Source organism: Pseudomonas sp. S1_G07, assembly GCF_054668565.1.
In genome coordinates, this window is the sequence record NZ_CP162778.1 from 5,967,011 (window position 1) to 5,984,135 (window position 17,125).

The window sequence follows — 17,125 nt, forward strand, 5'->3', positions numbered from 1 at the left end:
ATTACTTTCCTTGCACGACACAATTCCCTGCAGGAGCGAGCTTGCTCGCGAAGAACCGAAGAACGCCGCGTTCAATCTGGATGAGCGCGTTATCGTTGGCGTTTTTCGCGAGCACGCTCGCTCCTGCACGGGGTGAATCAACCGATCAGGTGCAGCACAAAAGATTCGTACGGGCGCAGCACCACCGTCGCGGTGCGCAACGGGCAGTCGGGGTAGTTGCTGATCAGCAGGCGTTGCTCGCTCGCCGTGCCGATGACGCTGTCGGGCAATTGGATTTCGCAGGGCAGACCGTAGAAGTTGTTCAGCACCAGCAGGCGTTCGCCGTGGCCTTCGCGCAGGTAGGCCCAGACCTGGGGATGGCCCTGCAGCAGTTCGCGGTAAACGCCTTCCTGGATCAGCGGTTCGTGACGCCGCAGGGCGATCAGTGCGCGGTAGTGATGCAACACCGAGTCCGGGTCATCGCGTTGGCTGTCGACGTTGATGTGCGCCGCGTTGGCCGCAATGCCGATCCATGGCTCGCCGCTGCTGAAACCGGCGTTGGGCTGCGCGCTCCACTGCATCGGCGTGCGCCCGTTGTCCCGCGACTTCTGCATGATCGCCGCCATGCTCGACGCCTCGGACTCTCCCGCGTCGCGCTTGAGACGAAAGATGTTCAGGGTCTCCACATCACGGTACTGCTCGATCGTGTCGAACCCCGGATTGGTCATGCCCAACTCTTCGCCCTGGTACACAAACGGTGTGCCCTGGAGAAAGTGCAAGGCCGTGGCAAGCATCTTGGCCGAGGCCACGCGGTATTCACCGTCGTCGCCAAACCGCGAGACCACGCGCGGCTGGTCGTGGTTACACCAGAACAACGCATTCCAGCCGCCACCGGCCTGCATGCCCAGTTGCCAGTCAGAGAAAATCCGCTTGAGTTGCAGGAAATCGAAGTCGGCCTTCACCCACTTTTGCAGGTTCGGGTAATCCACTTTCAGGTGGTGAAAGTTGAAGGTCATCGACAGCTCTTTCGACGCAGGATTGGAGTAGCGAATGCAGTGTTCGAGGCTGGTGGACGACATCTCGCCAACGTTGATCAGCTCATGCCCGGCGAAGACTTCGCGGTGCATCTCCTGCAGGTACTCATGCACATGGGGGCCATCGGTGTAGAAGCGGCGGCCGTCGCTGTTGTCTTCGGGAAAATCGGCGGGTTTGGAGATCAGGTTGATCACGTCCAGGCGGAAACCGCCTACACCCTTGTCACGCCAGAAGCGCATCAGCTTGAACACCTCGGCGCGCACCTTGGGGTTGTCCCAATTGAGGTCGGCCTGGGTGTGGTCGAACAGGTGCAGGAAGTACTGGCCGGTTTGTGCCTCGTATTCCCAGGCCGAACCGCCGAACTTGGATTCCCAGTTGTTCGGCTGGTCGCGCCAGATGTAGAAGTCGCGGTACGGGTTGTCGAGGCTGCTGCGCGCCTGCTGGAACCACTCGTGCTCGACGGAGGTATGGTTGACCACGATATCGAGCATCAGCTTGATGCCGCGCCTGGCCGCTTCGCTGATCAGCAGGTCGCAGTCGGCCATGGTCCCGTAACTGGGGTCGATGGCGTAGTAGTCGCTGATGTCGTAGCCATTGTCGCGCTGCGGCGAGCGCAGGAACGGGGTGATCCACAAGCAGTCCACGCCCAGCCATTTGAGGTAGTCGAGTTTGTCCACGATACCCAGCAGGTCACCGGTGGCGTTACCCGCGTGGCTGTGGAAGCTTTTGGGGTAGATCTGGTAGATCACCGAGTGTTGCCAGTTTTGCATGCCGGGTTCCTTCAATTGAATTGTGTGCTGGCGTTGAGGGCCTCATCGCAGGCAAGCCAGCTCCTACACTTGAATGTGTTCACCCAGCAATGTGGGAGTCGGGCTTGCTCGCGAAAGCGATCGATCAGGCGACGCGATACCCGGGCCGAACAATCTTCATGCTCAACGCACAGGTCAGAACGAACGGCACGACAATCGCGATGACCATCCCAATCACAAACATCGGAATGGCGCTCGGCACGATCGAGATAAACCCAGGCAGGCCACCCACGCCGATGGCCGAGGCCTGCACCTTGTTCAGCGACAGGAAAATGCTGCCCAGCGCCGAGCCGACCAAGGCGGCATAAAACGGAAACTTGAAGCGCAGGTTCACCCCGAACATCGCCGGCTCAGTGATGCCGAAGTACGCCGAAATCGCCGAGGTCGACGCCATGCTTTTGTCCCGCGCATTGCGGGTGGTGTAGAACACCGCGAGCGCGGCGCTGCCCTGGGCCAGGTTGGACATGACGATCATCGGCCAGATAAAGGTGCCGCCCTGGGTAGAAATAAGCTGCAGGTCCACCGCGAGGAACATGTGGTGCATGCCGGTGATCACCAGCGGTGCATACAGCAGGCCGAAAATCGCCCCGCCGACCATGGGCGCCAGGTCAAACAAGGTGACCACGCCTTCGGTGATCAGGATGCCGAGGTGACGGGTGACCGGGCCGATGATGGCCAGCGCCAGCACACCGGTGACGACGATGGTGGTGATCGGCACGACCAGCAGTTGAATCGCGTTGGGCACCCGCGCCCGCAGCCATTTTTCAATCACGCTCATCACATAGGCCGCCATCAGGATCGGCAGAATCTGCCCCTGGTAGCCGACCTTTTCGATCTTGAACCAGCCGAAAATATCGAAGTACGGCAGGCTCTGGCCGTCGAGCCCGGCTACCGCCTTGCCGTAGTTCCAGGCATTGAGCAGGTCGGGGTGCACCAGCATCAGGCCGAGCACGATGCCGAGGATTTCACTGCCGCCGAAACGCTTGGCCGCCGACCAGCCCACCAGCGCCGGCAGGAACACAAATGAGGTGTTGGCCATCAGGTTGATCAGGCTCCACAGGCCATCCAGGTTCGGATAGGCCTCCAGCAGCGTCTTGCCCTCGATGAACATGCCCTTGGCGCCCATCAGGTTATTGATCCCCATGAGCAGGCCGGCAATGATCAGCGCGGGCAGGATCGGCATGAACACATCGGAGAACACCCGCACCAGACGCTGCATGGGGTTGGTTTTGTCGGCCCCCTTCTTCTTCACGTCGGCAATGGTGGCGGCGGCAAGGCCGGTCTGTTCGCGCAGGGCCGCGTAGACCTTTTCCACTTCGCCGGGGCCGATCACCACCTGGAACAAGCCACCGGTGAAGAACGAGCCCTTGACCAGATCGACCTGGTTCAGCGCACTGTTATTGACCAGGCTCGGGTCCTTGAGCGCCAGGCGCAGGCGAGTCACGCAGTGGGCTGCTTGCTCAAGGTTGTCGCGGCCCCCGAGGTTCTCAAGAATCTCGCGGGCGATAGTCGAATAGTCGTGGCTCATGCTTGGTTTCCACTTTGATTTTTTTTATTGGGGGGCAGTCATTGGCAGCACGCCGAGGGCAAACGTACTCGTCTGTACGAGTTAAAGCAACAACTCGTCTGTACGAGTTACAAAATTGTTTGTTTCGGGTGCGCGCCAATATCCGCGGGGCTAATGGACAAACCCGAGCAGCACCACTAAGGTTCCTGCCTGAACGCGCCGTTCACCTTCATAAAAGCCGGGCACAGAGCCATCCCCATGAGTAAATACAACCAGATCTATACGGATCTGCTTGCCAGCATCACCACTGAACGCCTGCAACGCGGCACGCGCCTTCCCTCCGAAACCGAACTGATGGACAGCTACCAGGCCAGCCGCGGCACCGTGCGTCGGGCCATCGAGCAGTTGCAGGAGCGTGGTTTTGCGCAAAAAATCCATGGCAAGGGCACTTTCGTGTTGTCGCCAAACCCGATTGAGTTCCAATTGGGCGGCATCGTCAGCTTCCACGAAACCCACGCCGACCTGGGCGATGACGTACACACCGAAGTCGTCGAGTTCACTCAGTTCCCGCTGGAAGGCGCACTGCTGCAACACATCGAAGCCGAACCCGGCGCCCTGATCACCCGCATCAAACGGGTACGGCGCATCGGCGGCAAACGGGTGATCCTCGACATCAACCACTTCGTTGCCGACCTGATCCCCGGCCTGGACCAGACGATTGCCGAACAGTCGATCTACGCGTTTATCGAACAGACCTTGCAACTGAACATCAGCTACGCCCAACGCACCATCGAAGCCCTGCCCCGCAGCAAGGACGACCAGGCAAACCTGGACCTTGAGGGGCAAAGCCATGTGATCGTGGTGAGCAACCAGACGTTTTTGCAGGATGGGCGGCAGTTCGAGTACACCGAGTCGCGGCATACGTTGGATAAGTTTTACTTTTCGGATATTGCGCGGCGGTGAGATGTGCGCGCTGGGTGAAGGGGCAAACGGCCTGAGAGCCGCCCCCCTTAATCGATGGTGTAGCCCCGTCGCTGATCAAATTCCTGATATTTCCGTGAAATCGCTGGATCGTCTGAGCATCCCTCGACGGTGTCTGTCGTCACTAGGCCAATTCATCGGCCGTCAGGGCGCAAAGCAACCCTGTGGCGAGGGAGCTTGCTCCCGCTGGGTCGCGAAGCGGCCCCTCTTCTTCTGGCGAAGCAGCTTGTTACCGTTTAGATAAGCGGTGACCTGACAAACAGATACACCCTTCGTAGAATGCCTTCGTGGCTATGGAACACCTTCCTTCTAACCTCCTATGACCTAGGGGTTTCGCTCTCCACACTGCGCCTGCTGCTTGCAGGCGTTTTTACATCAGTAGAACAATGCTGCTCATCCACGACGACGGCCCAGGGAGAAAATCAAGCATGAATCAGGCGCTGTTCCTGCGTCGCCGTAGTAAAGTTCACGTCCCGATAGGCACTGGCGGTGCCACGCGCGCTCAGGTCGCGTCGGCAGTCCGGGAAGTCACGGCGTTCCGATGTGTACTTTCAGAGCCTTTGATTGAGCAAATCGGCTTGCTGTCAGCGACGGAACTCAAGCACTGGCTACGCGAGATTGTCGGAGTCCTTCGGCGGGAAACTGGCGCTCATGTATACCACCGACCATTTTATCCTGACTTTCCAGAGCAGGTTCTAGCAGCCTCAGAGGCGCAGTTATACCTCAACGCCGTCGTGCACTACCTCACGCTTCGGCGTTTACCAACGACTGCAGACTCTCGACCCGCGATGCTTGAAGGCAACTTCATATCCCGCGTTATCGAGCCGGGAAGCATCTCTGAGTTCGAGTCACTGCTCGAGTCGCTCGTTTCATCGCGCACCTCGCTCTCCGAAGAGGAAACTGCCGATGTCGCCTGGTTTATCCGAGAGTACAAAAGCGATGTGTTCCGTCTGCTGCCTGAGACCGTCCCGTTCCGGGAGATCCGCGCACTGGTTGGCGGCGCACTTATCCTGCATGTGGCCGGCGATGCACGAGTGGACACATTCCTGGAGCGAAATGTCGAAACGGCGACTGACGTGCTACGGCTCGCGGTCGCGCTGAATGGAGGAGACGTATCACTGACGACGGCTTCGACACGTTTCACCGCAATGAAACGCTCGACACGCCGCCTGTTGTTGCGCCTGCTCGACCACATACCCCACGCAGCAGAAGACGTAATGCGACATGCCGAGCGATGGAAACGCCTGGCTGAAGTACTGCATCCGGGCGACTACGCCGATAAGTTCCCACGAGCGCTAGCCGCCATCACGGCAGCACGGCGCAACGACGCGCCAGCCTCATTTGGATCACGTGTCGAAACATTGCTTGCCCAGCGTCACATTGCCACGCTTACGCCCCTGCTACAGAGCCGTCCTGGTGAGTTCGCACGACGGTTGGACGTGACCCTGCGGCGCACGACAGAACCAGAGTCGGTTCTCGACGCGTTTGAGGCGGTTGCGCCCCAAGTGTCCTCGCCTGTTCTACTGCAGCTGCTGGCCCACTTACGTGCTCCGCGTCCCCTCCCCCTGCGGGCCTTCACACCGAAAGGTGCATTTGCCAAAATCTATGGCATCAAGGATCGACGCGAACCGCTCGCACCCGACGTGCTGGCTCGTGCAAGCAGAATCTGCGAGGAAGCTCTCGTAGCGCGTTTTGCGTCGCTACCGCCACTAGGTAGCTGTTTCATCGACCCAGCATTACGCGAATACAGGGTACCATTGGCGCAGCGAGCCTCATCGAAGTCGCTACGTACGCTGGTGCGAGGCAGTCGATTGCCACTGCCTGACACACGTTTTATTCGCCTGTTCCTCTGGTGGAAGAACGGCCGTGACCGCACGGACATCGACTTGTCCGCAGCATTTTTCGACGCCAACTTCGTGTTCAAACAAACGGTCGCGTATTACAACCTGAAGGATTTCGGCGGCTACCACAGTGGCGACATCGTCGACGCGCCCGAAGGGGCTTCGGAGTTCATCGATCTCGACCTCGATGCCCTCGTCGAGAAGGGTGTCCGCTATGTTGTCACGTCTATCAACTCGTACACCGAGCAACCGTACTGCGATCTTCCAGAATGCTTCGCTGGCTGGATGGCTCGCGTCGACGTGGCATCGGGTGAAGTATTCGAACCGCGCTCAGTGTTCGACCGTGTCGATATTGCATCCGACACCGGGATCTGTCTGCCATTCGTGATGGACTTACAGGAACGCCGCATGATTTGGGCCGACCTGGGACTCACTTCATCTCCGTGGTGGAACAACGTCCAGAACAACCTCGGCGGGGTATCATTGATGCTGCGAGCGTTGATACATACACCAAGGCCGGATCTGGAGACGCTGTTCGATTTACATGCTCGAGCACGGGGAGAGCGAGTGGCTTCACTGCTGCAGGCACAGGCGGTGTTTGCGCCTGATCAAGGGATAACGCCGTTCGATACGGATTTGATTCGATCGCAGTTTCTTTGACGCCTACGGCAGCCTTGCCGTTTATTGAAACGACAACTCTTGTTTCGGAGTTTTCTATCAAAAAAAAAGTGCCAGTCAGTAATAACTGACTAGCACGCGCGGACAATAATCTGCACAGCCATCACGTACAACTTCAGCCAGCAGTTCAACTGCACATGACGGATCAGCCGGGAAAACTCTGCTATTGCCCAATCATGGCTAAGGCTAATCGAGCCAGTGAATTTGACCGGCCTACCCAGTGTTAAATCTGATTTTGAGAAGCAATGAAGCAGGAGTAAAGAATATCAGCGAAATCATGCTCGTTGATGTCGCCGATAACCAAATCCCTAACGGCATCCGCTATCAGATCATTATCTAGAGTGACTTCATAATCATTGAGCGAAAGGTACTCCAAGCCGACTGCAAGCCCGGTGCGCTTGTTAGCATCGGGCAGTGCGTGGCCTTGCGCGATACTGGCAGTGTACTTGGCGGCAATTTCAAATACATCGTCAAGGCCATTATAGGCAATCGCGTTGTCGATTCGAGCCAGTGCGCCTTGTAAAAGCGGAATATTTACCTGCCCCTTCATGCCGGGCTCGGTAGTCAAGATCTGAGTGTTTATCTCAATAACACGTTCAAATGGAAAGAAGATCAATTCCATTACATATCAGCCAACTTCTGAAAGGTCTTCTTGTGAGTCCTGAGAACGAGCTTGGTTTCTGAATAAACGATCTGCTTACCCAAGTCGCCACCCAAATCCAGCTTCTTGATGGCTTTAACTTTAGGCCTCTCTACTATGGATACGCCATAAGTATTCAGCTTGTGGTTCATGACTTAAGTACCCCAAACGACTTGATCAATTTCTGCTCACACGGTAGCACACTGAGAGGCAAGATACACCGAGCCTTCGACAGCGTCGTATGCCGCTTGCCGATTGGCATCAGCGCCACGCCAGTGCGCAACACGCCGAGCATGACATTTGGCTCAGTCAATGTCCCGTACCGTGCCAAATAAACACGGTGCTTGGCGATGCACAAAGCTGCCAGAATTTGCCAGACCCAAAAAGCCAAAAGCCCGCAATTACGCGGGCTCCAGGGCATTTCTTGCTAGTCGGCTCCGGACAATGCCGGACGTCCAATCATTCCCACTCAATCGTCGCCGGCGGCTTGCTCGACACGTCATACGTCACGCGCGAGATACCTTCGATTTCATTGATGATGCGGCCGCTGACAGTTTCCAGCAGTTCGTACGGCAGGTGCGCCCAGCGAGCTGTCATGAAGTCGATGGTCTCTACGGCACGCAGGGCCACAACCCAGGCGTAACGACGGCCATCACCGACCACGCCCACCGACTTCACCGGTTGGAACACCACGAAGGCCTGGCTGACCTTGTGGTACCAGTCGGCCTTGCGCAGTTCTTCGATGAAGATGTGGTCGGCGCGACGCAGCAGGTCGGCGTATTCCTTCTTCACTTCACCGAGGATGCGCACGCCCAGGCCCGGGCCCGGGAATGGGTGGCGGTAGACCATGTCGTACGGCAGGCCCAGCTCCAGGCCCAGACGGCGGACTTCGTCCTTGAACAGTTCGCGCAGCGGCTCTACCAGCTTGAGGTTCATTTCCTCCGGCAGGCCACCCACGTTGTGGTGGGACTTGATCACGTGGGCCTTGCCGCTCTTGGCGCCGGCCGACTCGATCACGTCGGGGTAGATGGTGCCCTGGGCGAGGTACTTGATGTTGTCCAGTTTGCTGGACTGGGCATCGAAGACGTCGATGAAGGTGCGGCCGATGATCTTGCGCTTTTTCTCCGGGTCGGACTCGCCGGCCAGGTTGTTGAGGAACTGCTCCTCGGCATTGGCGCGGATCACCTTGACGCCCATGTTCTCGGCGAACATGGCCATCACTTGCTCACCTTCGTGCAGGCGCAGCAAGCCGTTGTCGACGAACACGCAGGTCAGCTGGTCGCCGATGGCCTTGTGCAGCAGCGCGGCAACCACGGAGGAGTCAACGCCGCCGGACAGGCCGAGCAACACGTTGTCGGTGCCGACCTGGGCGCGCACGTTGGCGATGGCGTCTTCAGCGATTTTCGAGGGGGTCCACAGGGCTTCACACCCGCAGATGTCGAGGATGAAGCGCGACAGGATGCGGCCACCTTGCTTGGTGTGGGTCACTTCCGGGTGGAACTGCACGCCGTAGTAACCGCGCGCGTCATTGAACATGCCGGCGATCGGGCAGCTCGGGGTGCTGGCCAGGATGTGGAAGTCTTCCGGCATTTTGGTGACCTTGTCACCGTGGCTCATCCACACGTCGAGGCCGAACAGGCCGTCGGCGTCGATGTGGTCTTCGATGCCGTCCAGCAGGCGGCTCTTGCCGACCACGTCGACACGGGCGTAGCCGAATTCACGCAGTTCGGAACCTTCAACCTTGCCGCCCAGTTGTTCGGCCATGGTCTGCATGCCGTAGCAGATCCCGAAGACGGGCACGCCAAGGTCGAATACGGCTTGCGGGCAGCGCGGGCTGTCGGCTTCGTGCACGGACTCGGGGCCGCCAGCGAGGATGACGCCTTTAGGGGCGAATTCGCGGATCGCTTCGTCGTCCATGTCGAACGGATGCAGTTCGCAGTACACGCCGATTTCACGCACGCGACGAGCGATCAGTTGGGTGTACTGGGAACCGAAATCGAGGATCAGGATGCGGTGGGCGTGAATGTCGAGGGCCATGGGAGAGACTCTGAAGAGCAGTTGCAAGCTTCAAGCTGCAAGCTGCAAGTAATCGGGGGCTGCGCGGAAGCTGCTTCAACGCAGCCCCGCTTGCAGCTTATAACTTGTGGCTCATAGCTGTCGGCGTCAGCCGACCCGATAGTTTGGCGCTTCCTTGGTGATCTGCACGTCGTGGACATGGGATTCAGCCATGCCGGCGCCGGTGATCCGTACGAACTCCGGCTTGGTGCGCATTTCTTCGATGTTGGCGCTGCCGGTGTAGCCCATCGAGGAACGCAGGCCGCCCATCAGTTGGTGGATGATAGCGCTCAGGGTGCCCTTGTACGGCACTCGGCCTTCGATGCCTTCCGGTACCAGCTTCTCGGCGCCTGCCGAGGAGTCCTGGAAGTAACGGTCGGACGAGCCTTGCGCCTGGGACATGGCGCCCAGCGAACCCATGCCACGGTAAGCCTTGTACGAACGGCCCTGGAACAGTTCGATCTCGCCCGGCGCCTCTTCGGTACCGGCGAACATCGAGCCCATCATCACGCAGGAAGCACCGGCAACGATGGCCTTGGACAGGTCACCGGAGAAACGGATGCCACCGTCGGCGATCAACGGAACACCGGTGCCTTCGAGGGCCTCGGCGACGTTGGCGATGGCGCTGATTTGCGGCACGCCCACACCGGCAACGATGCGCGTGGTGCAGATCGAGCCTGGGCCGATACCGACCTTGACCGCATCGGCGCCGGCTTCGGCCAGGGCCTTGGCGGCGGCGCCGGTGGCGATGTTGCCGCCGATCACCTGCACGTCAGGGAAGTTCTGCTTGACCCAGCGTACGCGGTCGATCACGCCTTTGGAGTGGCCGTGGGCAGTGTCGACCACCACCACGTCCACACCGGCGGCAACCAGCGCGGCAACGCGGTCGCCGGTGTCTTTACCGGTACCGACGGCAGCGCCAACACGCAGACGACCTTGGTCATCCTTGCTGGCCAGTGGGTAAGCCTTGGCTTTTTCGATGTCGTTGACGGTCATCATGCCCTTGAGGGCGAATTTGTCATCGACGATCAGCACGCGCTCGATGCGGTGCTTGTGCAGCAGTTCGCGCACATCGTTCTTGTCGGCGCCTTCCTTGACCGTGACCAGGCGCTCTTTAGGCGTCATCACGTCGCGGACGGTGACTTCAAGACGGTTTTCGAAACGCACGTCACGGGAAGTGACGATGCCGACCAGGTCGCCATCGTGCAGCACGGGCACACCGGAGATGTTGTGCAGGCGGGTCAGTTCGAACAGGTCACGCACGGTCGCGTCAGCTTCGATGGTGATCGGATCCTTCACCACACCGGCTTCGTAACGCTTGACCTTGCGCACTTCGGCAGCTTGCTGCTCGATGGTCATGTTCTTGTGGATGATACCGATACCGCCTTCCTGCGCCATGGCAATGGCCAGGCGGGCTTCGGTAACGGTGTCCATGGCGGCGGAAACCAGGGGGATATTCAGCTCGATGCCACGGGTTAGGCGGGTCTTGAGACTGACTTCGTTAGGAAGCACCTCGGAATAACCGGGCACTAGGAGAATGTCGTCGAATGTCAGAGCTTCTTGGCTGATACGCAGCATCGCGGGGGCTCCCGAGCGGGAAAATGGAAGCGCGCCATTATATACATGCACCCTCCGGGTCTCAACGTAAAACTCTGACAAACTTGGTAATACTGATAGATGGAGAAAACCCGCTGCCTTTCCGTAGGAGCGAGCTTGCTCGCGAAGAACGCCAGGGCACCGCTTTAATACCAGACAGCCCGCGTTATCGTTGACGATTTTCGCGAGCAAGCTCGCGCCTACAGTTCGACTTTGATCCAAGCGATCTTCTGGTCCAGCCAATCGGCAAATTCGTCGATAAAGCTCTGCTTGAACCCCGCCTCCGCCCAGTTGTTGAAGATGAACCCCAGGTTGGAAAACCCGCATTCCTGCAGGAACAGGAAGCCGTTGATGTCATCTTCATGCCCACACAGCGGGCAGGTGAAATTGTCGGTGTGGCCGGGCATCCAGTCTTCCAGGCTTTCGAACAGCGCTTCACCGACTTCCTTGAGGCACTCCGGGCAGCCGGCTTCTTCGAGAAAGCCCTTGGCCGGGGTGTAGATGCAGCGCTTGTAGATGATCTCCAGGCCATTGACCGGCTCGTTGAACGGCAAGGCCTCGGGGAACAGCACTACGGCCCGGGCGCCGTCGGCCAGGGCATAGGCCATGCGGTTGCCGGTGCGGCCGCAGGTGGTCAGCTCTTCCTTGATGATGTTCTTGCGCACCAGCCAGCGCACGATCGCCCGTGCGCGGGGTTCGTGGACGGGCAAGGTGGAGATTTTCGGTACAAGGATGCTTTGGGAATTCATGGGGCCTGGGAGTCCTGCGGTGTGCCGTCAGGCGCCTTCGCGAGCAACCCCGCTCCCACATTCGACCGCGATCCTGCAGGATAAATGCGGTCAACTGTGGGAGCGGGCTTGCTCGCGAAGAGGCCCTGAAGGCTGGCAGCTTAATCCCTGCCTCACACAGGTCAAGTACTCAAATACCGCCCGATCAACGCAATGCCGCTGGCCAACACCAGCCATGTCACCAACCGCACAAACGCCTCGCGGGACATGCGCATCGTCAGCCGGCGCCCGCACCACAAGCCCACGGCCATCGCTGGCAGCAGGCACAGCGCCAACATCAACAGCGGCAAATCAGCATATACCCCGGCAATCAGGAACAGACTCAGGCGCACCACCGTGCTGCAACTGATCAGCGCGCTCTGGGTGGCCCGTGCCGCGTCCTTGGGCAGACGGCTGTTCAGGTAGATCGCATACAAAAAACCGCCGCTGCCGAACAACGCCCCAAACAAGCCACCGACCGTGCCCATGGGAACTGACCAGCCCGCCGCCAACTGAGTGGGTCGCGCCTTCACCGCCAGGCTGTAGATCGCGTAGGCGCTGATGAACAGGCCCATCAGCAGCAGCAACAGGTCCGAATGCAGATTGAGCAAAAACACCACGCCGAGTGTGCAACCAATGGCCATGCATGGCAGCAGTCGCAACAGCTCGGCGCGGTTCACATCACGCCGCGTTTGCAGCAGGCCGCCAAAGGCCGCGACGAAATCCAGCAGGACCAGCAACGGGATGATCTTCGACAATGGCATGAACAGGATCAGGACCGGCCCCGCGACCAGGGCCGTGCCAAAGCCGGCGATACCAAACACGATGTACGCCACCGCCACGCCCAGCCCGATCACCAACCAGTCACTTCCAGCGAACGACCAGTGGTTCAACAGTTCGATTGCGTTCATGCAGGCATCCCGGATCATCGGCGTCAGTCATCATAGTGCAGCCGCTCAGACGCACAAGGCCGTGGTGATCGACCTGCGAATGCCTATAAACTGCCGCCCATGATTAAAGATCCCTCACCATGATTAAAGACCCCTTCGCCCGCCTGGGCCTGGACCGCGAAGTCCTGACTGTCAGCCAGCTCAACGGCCGTGCGCGGGTGTTGCTGGAAGACGTGTTCACCAATATCTGGGTCGAAGGCGAGATCTCCAACCTCGCCCGCCCGGCCTCCGGCCACGTGTATTTCACCCTCAAGGACAGCGGCGCCCAGGTGCGGTGCGCGTTGTTTCGCAACAACGCCGCGCGGGTGCGCCAGGCACTGAAGGACGGCCTGGCGGTGAAGGTACGTGGCAAGGTCTCGCTGTTCGAGGGCCGTGGCGACTACCAGTTGATCCTCGACACCGTGGAGCCGGCCGGCGATGGCGCGCTGCGCCTGGCCTTCGATGCCTTGAAGGAAAAGCTCAGCGCCGAAGGCTTGTTCAGTGCCGAGCGCAAGGTGCCCCTGCCGGCTCACCCTCGACGCATTGGCATTATCAGCTCGCCCACCGGCGCGGTGATCCGCGACATCATCAGCGTGTTCCGCCGCCGGGCGCCGAACATCGAACTGACATTGATCCCGACCGCCGTGCAAGGCCGCGAAGCGATCCCGCAGATTGTGCGAGCACTTAAACTCGCCGACGCCCGCGGCTTTGACGCGCTGATCCTGGCCCGTGGCGGTGGCTCCCTGGAAGACCTCTGGTGCTTCAACGAAGAAGCCGTGGCACGCGCAGTGGATGCCTGCATCACGCCAATCGTCAGCGCCGTCGGGCATGAAACCGATGTGTCCATCAGCGACTTTGTGGCGGACGTGCGGGCCCCGACTCCGTCTGCCGCCGCTGAATTGCTGGCACCAGACGCCGGCCATCTGGTGCGTCAGGTGGAAAACCTGCATCGCCGCCTGGTGATGCTGATGCGCAACCGCCTGGCCCACGACCGTCTGCGCCTGGAAGGGATGGCGCGGCGCCTGCGCCACCCCGGCGAACGCTTGCGCCAGCAGGCCCAGCGCCTGGATGACCTGGACATGCGCCTGCGTCGGGCCTTCGAGCGCAGCCTCAATACCCGGCGCGAACGCTTGATCCGTCTGGAAACCCGCCTCGCCGGCCAGCACCCTGGTCGCCAACTGGCCCTGCTGCGTCAGCGCCTGGACAGCCTCGCCGAACGCCTGCCCCGCGCCATGCGCGAAGGCCTCAAGTCCCGTCGCCTGCAACTGCAAAGCCAGGTGCAGACGTTACAGGTGGTGAGCCCGCTGGCGACCCTGGGCCGTGGCTACAGCATCCTGCTGGATGAGCGTGGCCAGGCCATTCGCAACGCCGCGCAAACCCACACCGGCCAACGCCTGACCGCGCGCCTCGGTGAAGGCCAACTGCAAGTGCGGGTGGAAGACAACCACCTGACACCCGTCACCCTTTCGTTACTGGATTGATTGATGCCACGTCTCTTTAGCTTGCTGATGCTGCTGTGCCTTGCCTTTAATGCCCACGCCGATAGCTACATCACCCGCACCCTGAACAAACCGGTGCCGGGCGGCGTGGCCGTGGTCGAACTCGGGCCCTCGGCCACTGCCCCGAAAGCCACCTATCAAGGCAAGCCGGTGCTGGTGGTCAGGGAACAGGACAACTGGTTGGCGATTGTCGGCATCCCGCTGACAGTCAAGCCGGGGAACGAACGCATCAGCAGCGGCGGACGCAGCCTGCCGTTTATCGTGGGCTACAAGAAGTACCCCGAACAGCGCATCACCCTGAAGAACAAAAGCCAGGTCAACCCTGCCCCCGCCCAACTCAAGCGCATCGAGGCCGAGTTGGCCGTGCAGATCAAGGCTTACCGCAGCTTCAGCCCTACCCTGCCGAGCAACCTGGTGCTGGACAGACCGGTTAACGGGCCGCTGTCGAGCAAGTTCGGCGTGCGCCGCTTCTTCAACGGCGAAGAGCGCAACCCGCATTCGGGGCTGGACTTCGCCGTGCCGGCCGGAACGCCGATCAAGACGCCGGCAAATGGCAAGGTGATCCTGGTCGGCAACTACTTCTTCAATGGCAACACCGTGTTCGTCGACCACGGCCAGGGTTTTATCAGCATGTTCTGCCATATGTCGAAGATCGATGTGAAGGTCGGCCAGCAACTGGTGCGCGGTGCGGTGGTGGGCAAGGTGGGCGCGACTGGCCGTGCGACCGGGCCGCATATGCACTGGAATGTCAGCCTCAACGATGCGCGGGTCGACCCAGCGATTTTCATCGGTGCCTTCCAGCCTTGATCACGCGATTGCGCGCCCGATTACGGGCACGCAATTTAATCTAGCCGATTCAAAGTTCTCAGCCATAAAATCCCGCTTCATACGCAAATAAAAGAACTTCTCTCAATTTTTAGCGACTGCTTGCCATCTTTCACCCCGGCGGTTAGGGTTGAGCTTATGAAAACCTCTCATACCCTCATTCAGCTCCGCCAGCACCGCAGCCTGTGCCTCGTCAGCGCACGACTGCCAGGCTGAATCGATCTGCCTCGTCTCCAAGCTTTATCCCCAAAAATAGTTATACGGCAGGCCGCCTTTTCTCGGCCCCTAAACAAAGGATTTCCCGATGAGCATGCTCAAAGACCCGTCTTCGAAATACCGTGCGTTCCCGACCATCGACATCCCGGATCGCACCTGGCCATCGAAGACCATCACCACCGCGCCGATCTGGTGCAGCTCCGACCTGCGTGATGGCAACCAGTCGCTGATCGAGCCAATGGATGCAGCGAAAAAACTGCGCTTCTGGAAGACGCTGGTCGCTGTCGGCGTGAAGGAAATCGAAGCCTCGTTCCCAGCCGCTTCGCAAACCGACTTCGACTTCGTGCGCACGCTGATCGAAGACAACCACATCCCCGAGGACACCACCATCCAGGTGCTGACCCAGGGCCGTGAAGACTTGATCGCACGCACGTTCGAATCCCTGCGCGGCGCGAAAAAAGCCATCGTGCACCTGTACAACGCCACCTCGCCGTCGTTCCGCCGCATTGTGTTCAACCAGGACAAGGACGGGATCAAGGCCATCGCGGTCAACGCCGCCAAGCTGTTCGTCAAATACGCCGCGCAGCAGCCGGAAACCCAGTGGACCTTCGAATATTCGCCAGAGACCTTCAGCGCCACCGAGCTGGAATTCGCCAAGGAAGTCTGTGATGCGGTGATCGAGGTGTGGAACCCGACGCCTGAGCACAAGGTGATCCTCAACCTGCCAGCCACCGTGGAATGCGCCACGCCGAACATCTACGCCGACCAGATCGAATGGTTCGGTCGCCATATCAACCGTCGTGACAGCGTGATCATCAGCCTGCACACCCATAACGACCGTGGCACTGGCGTGGCCGCCACCGAGCTGGGCCTGATGGCCGGCGCCGACCGTGTCGAAGGCTGCCTGTTCGGCAACGGCGAGCGTACCGGTAACGTCGACCTGGTCACCGTGGCATTGAACATGTACACCCAGGGCCTCGACCCGCAGCTGGACTTCTCCGACATCGACGGCGTGCGCAAAGTCGTCGAGGAGTGCAACCAGATCCAGGTGCACCCACGTCACCCGTATGTGGGCGACCTGGTCCACACCGCGTTCTCCGGCTCCCACCAGGACGCCATCCGCAAGGGCTTCGCCCAGCAGAAGGACGATGCGCTGTGGGAAGTGCCGTACTTGCCGATCGACCCAGCCGATATCGGCCGCAGCTACGAGGCGGTGATCCGCGTGAACAGCCAGTCGGGCAAAGGCGGTATCGCCTACCTGCTGGAGCAGGAATACGACATCAGCCTGCCGCGCCGCATGCAGATCGAATTCAGCCAGGTGGTGCAGGCCGAAACCGACCGCGTGGGCCTGGAGATGACCGCACCGCAGATCTACGCCTTGCTGCAACGTGAGTACTTGCAGGCCAATACCCCGTACGCGCTGGTCAGCCATCGCCTGCAGGAAGAAAACGGCAACAGCTTTGTCGAGGTGGAAGTCTCGGGCAAGGGCCAGGGCGAAACCAACCTGCACTGGAAAGGCAAAGGCAACGGCGCGCTGGAAGCCCTGGTGGCCGGCCTGCCGGTGGCGGTCGAGATCATGGACTACAACGAACACGCCATCGGCGCGGGCACCAACGCCAAGGCAGCGGCCTACATCGAGCTGCGAGTAAACGGCGAGCGTCCGGTACATGGCGTGGGCATTGATGAAAACATCACCACCGCCAGCTTCAAGGCACTGTTCAGTGCGCTGAACCGCTCGTTGAGCCAGTTGGAAGCGAAAGCGGCTTAA

General features: G+C 59.9%; 12 protein-coding genes. 5 read left to right on the forward strand and 7 right to left on the reverse strand.

Going from position 1 to position 17,125, the window contains the following annotated elements; translation table 11 throughout:
- Nucleotides 1-137 precede the first annotated feature (137 nt).
- Together treC and treP are read right to left on the reverse strand one after the other, a co-directional pair.
- Nucleotides 138-1,784, reverse strand: coding sequence for an alpha,alpha-phosphotrehalase (gene treC, locus AB4O05_RS27255; protein ID WP_460134206.1), 1,647 nt, complete (start codon nucleotides 1,782-1,784; stop codon nucleotides 138-140).
- 124 nt (nucleotides 1,785-1,908) lie between these two features.
- Nucleotides 1,909-3,351 (reverse strand): PTS system trehalose-specific EIIBC component, encoded by a 1,443-nt coding sequence (gene treP / locus AB4O05_RS27260; RefSeq protein ID WP_460134204.1) that lies wholly within the window; start codon nucleotides 3,349-3,351, stop codon nucleotides 1,909-1,911.
- A 237-nt stretch (nucleotides 3,352-3,588) separates the two neighbouring features.
- Here treP and treR point away from each other — a divergent pair, with 237 nt between their 5' ends.
- Both treR and AB4O05_RS27270 read left to right on the forward strand, forming a co-directional pair.
- A complete protein-coding gene (treR, locus tag AB4O05_RS27265; RefSeq protein ID WP_460134203.1) occupies nucleotides 3,589-4,293 on the forward strand; it encodes a trehalose operon repressor in 705 nt (234 codons plus the stop codon).
- Nucleotides 4,294-4,739: 446 nt separating this feature from the next.
- Nucleotides 4,740-6,812 (forward strand): TerD family protein, encoded by a 2,073-nt coding sequence (locus tag AB4O05_RS27270; RefSeq protein WP_460134201.1) that lies wholly within the window; start codon nucleotides 4,740-4,742, stop codon nucleotides 6,810-6,812.
- A gap of 241 nt (nucleotides 6,813-7,053) precedes the next feature.
- Here AB4O05_RS27270 and AB4O05_RS27275 read toward each other — a convergent pair whose 3' ends face one another.
- From AB4O05_RS27275 to AB4O05_RS27295, 5 genes are all read right to left on the reverse strand, one after another.
- The gene (locus AB4O05_RS27275; RefSeq protein WP_460134200.1) at nucleotides 7,054-7,452 is read right to left on the reverse strand and encodes a type II toxin-antitoxin system death-on-curing family toxin; all 399 of its coding nucleotides are present in this window, start codon (nucleotides 7,450-7,452) and stop codon (nucleotides 7,054-7,056) included.
- Between the two features lie 477 nt (nucleotides 7,453-7,929).
- A complete protein-coding gene (gene guaA, locus AB4O05_RS27280; protein WP_460134199.1) occupies nucleotides 7,930-9,507 on the reverse strand; it encodes a glutamine-hydrolyzing GMP synthase in 1,578 nt (525 codons plus the stop codon).
- 126 nt (nucleotides 9,508-9,633) lie between these two features.
- Complete coding sequence (gene guaB, locus AB4O05_RS27285) at nucleotides 9,634-11,103, reverse strand: IMP dehydrogenase (RefSeq protein WP_460134197.1); 1,470 nt, start codon at nucleotides 11,101-11,103, stop codon at nucleotides 9,634-9,636.
- Nucleotides 11,104-11,321: 218 nt separating this feature from the next.
- Complete coding sequence (locus AB4O05_RS27290; protein WP_460134195.1) at nucleotides 11,322-11,870, reverse strand: sugar ABC transporter ATPase; 549 nt, start codon at nucleotides 11,868-11,870, stop codon at nucleotides 11,322-11,324.
- A gap of 161 nt (nucleotides 11,871-12,031) precedes the next feature.
- Complete coding sequence (locus AB4O05_RS27295) at nucleotides 12,032-12,799, reverse strand: sulfite exporter TauE/SafE family protein (protein ID WP_460134193.1); 768 nt, start codon at nucleotides 12,797-12,799, stop codon at nucleotides 12,032-12,034.
- Nucleotides 12,800-12,918: 119 nt separating this feature from the next.
- On the opposite strand from AB4O05_RS27295, the gene xseA reads away from it, so the two are divergent.
- From xseA to leuA, 3 genes are all read left to right on the forward strand, one after another.
- Nucleotides 12,919-14,298 carry an exodeoxyribonuclease VII large subunit gene (gene xseA / locus AB4O05_RS27300; RefSeq protein WP_460134192.1) on the forward strand — a complete coding sequence of 460 codons (1,380 nt, stop codon included), beginning with the start codon at nucleotides 12,919-12,921 and terminating at the stop codon, nucleotides 14,296-14,298.
- Between the two features lie 3 nt (nucleotides 14,299-14,301).
- Nucleotides 14,302-15,123 (forward strand): peptidoglycan DD-metalloendopeptidase family protein, encoded by an 822-nt coding sequence (locus AB4O05_RS27305; protein ID WP_460134189.1) that lies wholly within the window; start codon nucleotides 14,302-14,304, stop codon nucleotides 15,121-15,123.
- Between the two features lie 322 nt (nucleotides 15,124-15,445).
- A complete protein-coding gene (gene leuA, locus AB4O05_RS27310) occupies nucleotides 15,446-17,125 on the forward strand; it encodes a 2-isopropylmalate synthase (RefSeq protein ID WP_460134188.1) in 1,680 nt (559 codons plus the stop codon).

Bases quoted from the DNA above. Each gene is read 5' to 3' on its own strand.
- treC (WP_460134206.1), bottom strand. From the start codon at position 1,784: ATGCAAAACTGGCAACACTCGGTGATCTACCAGATCTACCCCAAAAGC.
- treP (WP_460134204.1), bottom strand. From the start codon at position 3,351: ATGAGCCACGACTATTCGACTATCGCCCGCGAGATTCTTGAGAACCTC.
- treR (WP_460134203.1), top strand. From the start codon at position 3,589: ATGAGTAAATACAACCAGATCTATACGGATCTGCTTGCCAGCATCACC.
- AB4O05_RS27270 (WP_460134201.1), top strand. From the start codon at position 4,740: ATGAATCAGGCGCTGTTCCTGCGTCGCCGTAGTAAAGTTCACGTCCCG.
- AB4O05_RS27275 (WP_460134200.1), bottom strand. From the start codon at position 7,452: ATGGAATTGATCTTCTTTCCATTTGAACGTGTTATTGAGATAAACACT.
- guaA (WP_460134199.1), bottom strand. From the start codon at position 9,507: ATGGCCCTCGACATTCACGCCCACCGCATCCTGATCCTCGATTTCGGT.
- guaB (WP_460134197.1), bottom strand. From the start codon at position 11,103: ATGCTGCGTATCAGCCAAGAAGCTCTGACATTCGACGACATTCTCCTA.
- AB4O05_RS27290 (WP_460134195.1), bottom strand. From the start codon at position 11,870: ATGAATTCCCAAAGCATCCTTGTACCGAAAATCTCCACCTTGCCCGTC.
- AB4O05_RS27295 (WP_460134193.1), bottom strand. From the start codon at position 12,799: ATGAACGCAATCGAACTGTTGAACCACTGGTCGTTCGCTGGAAGTGAC.
- xseA (WP_460134192.1), top strand. From the start codon at position 12,919: ATGATTAAAGACCCCTTCGCCCGCCTGGGCCTGGACCGCGAAGTCCTG.
- AB4O05_RS27305 (WP_460134189.1), top strand. From the start codon at position 14,302: ATGCCACGTCTCTTTAGCTTGCTGATGCTGCTGTGCCTTGCCTTTAAT.
- leuA (WP_460134188.1), top strand. From the start codon at position 15,446: ATGAGCATGCTCAAAGACCCGTCTTCGAAATACCGTGCGTTCCCGACC.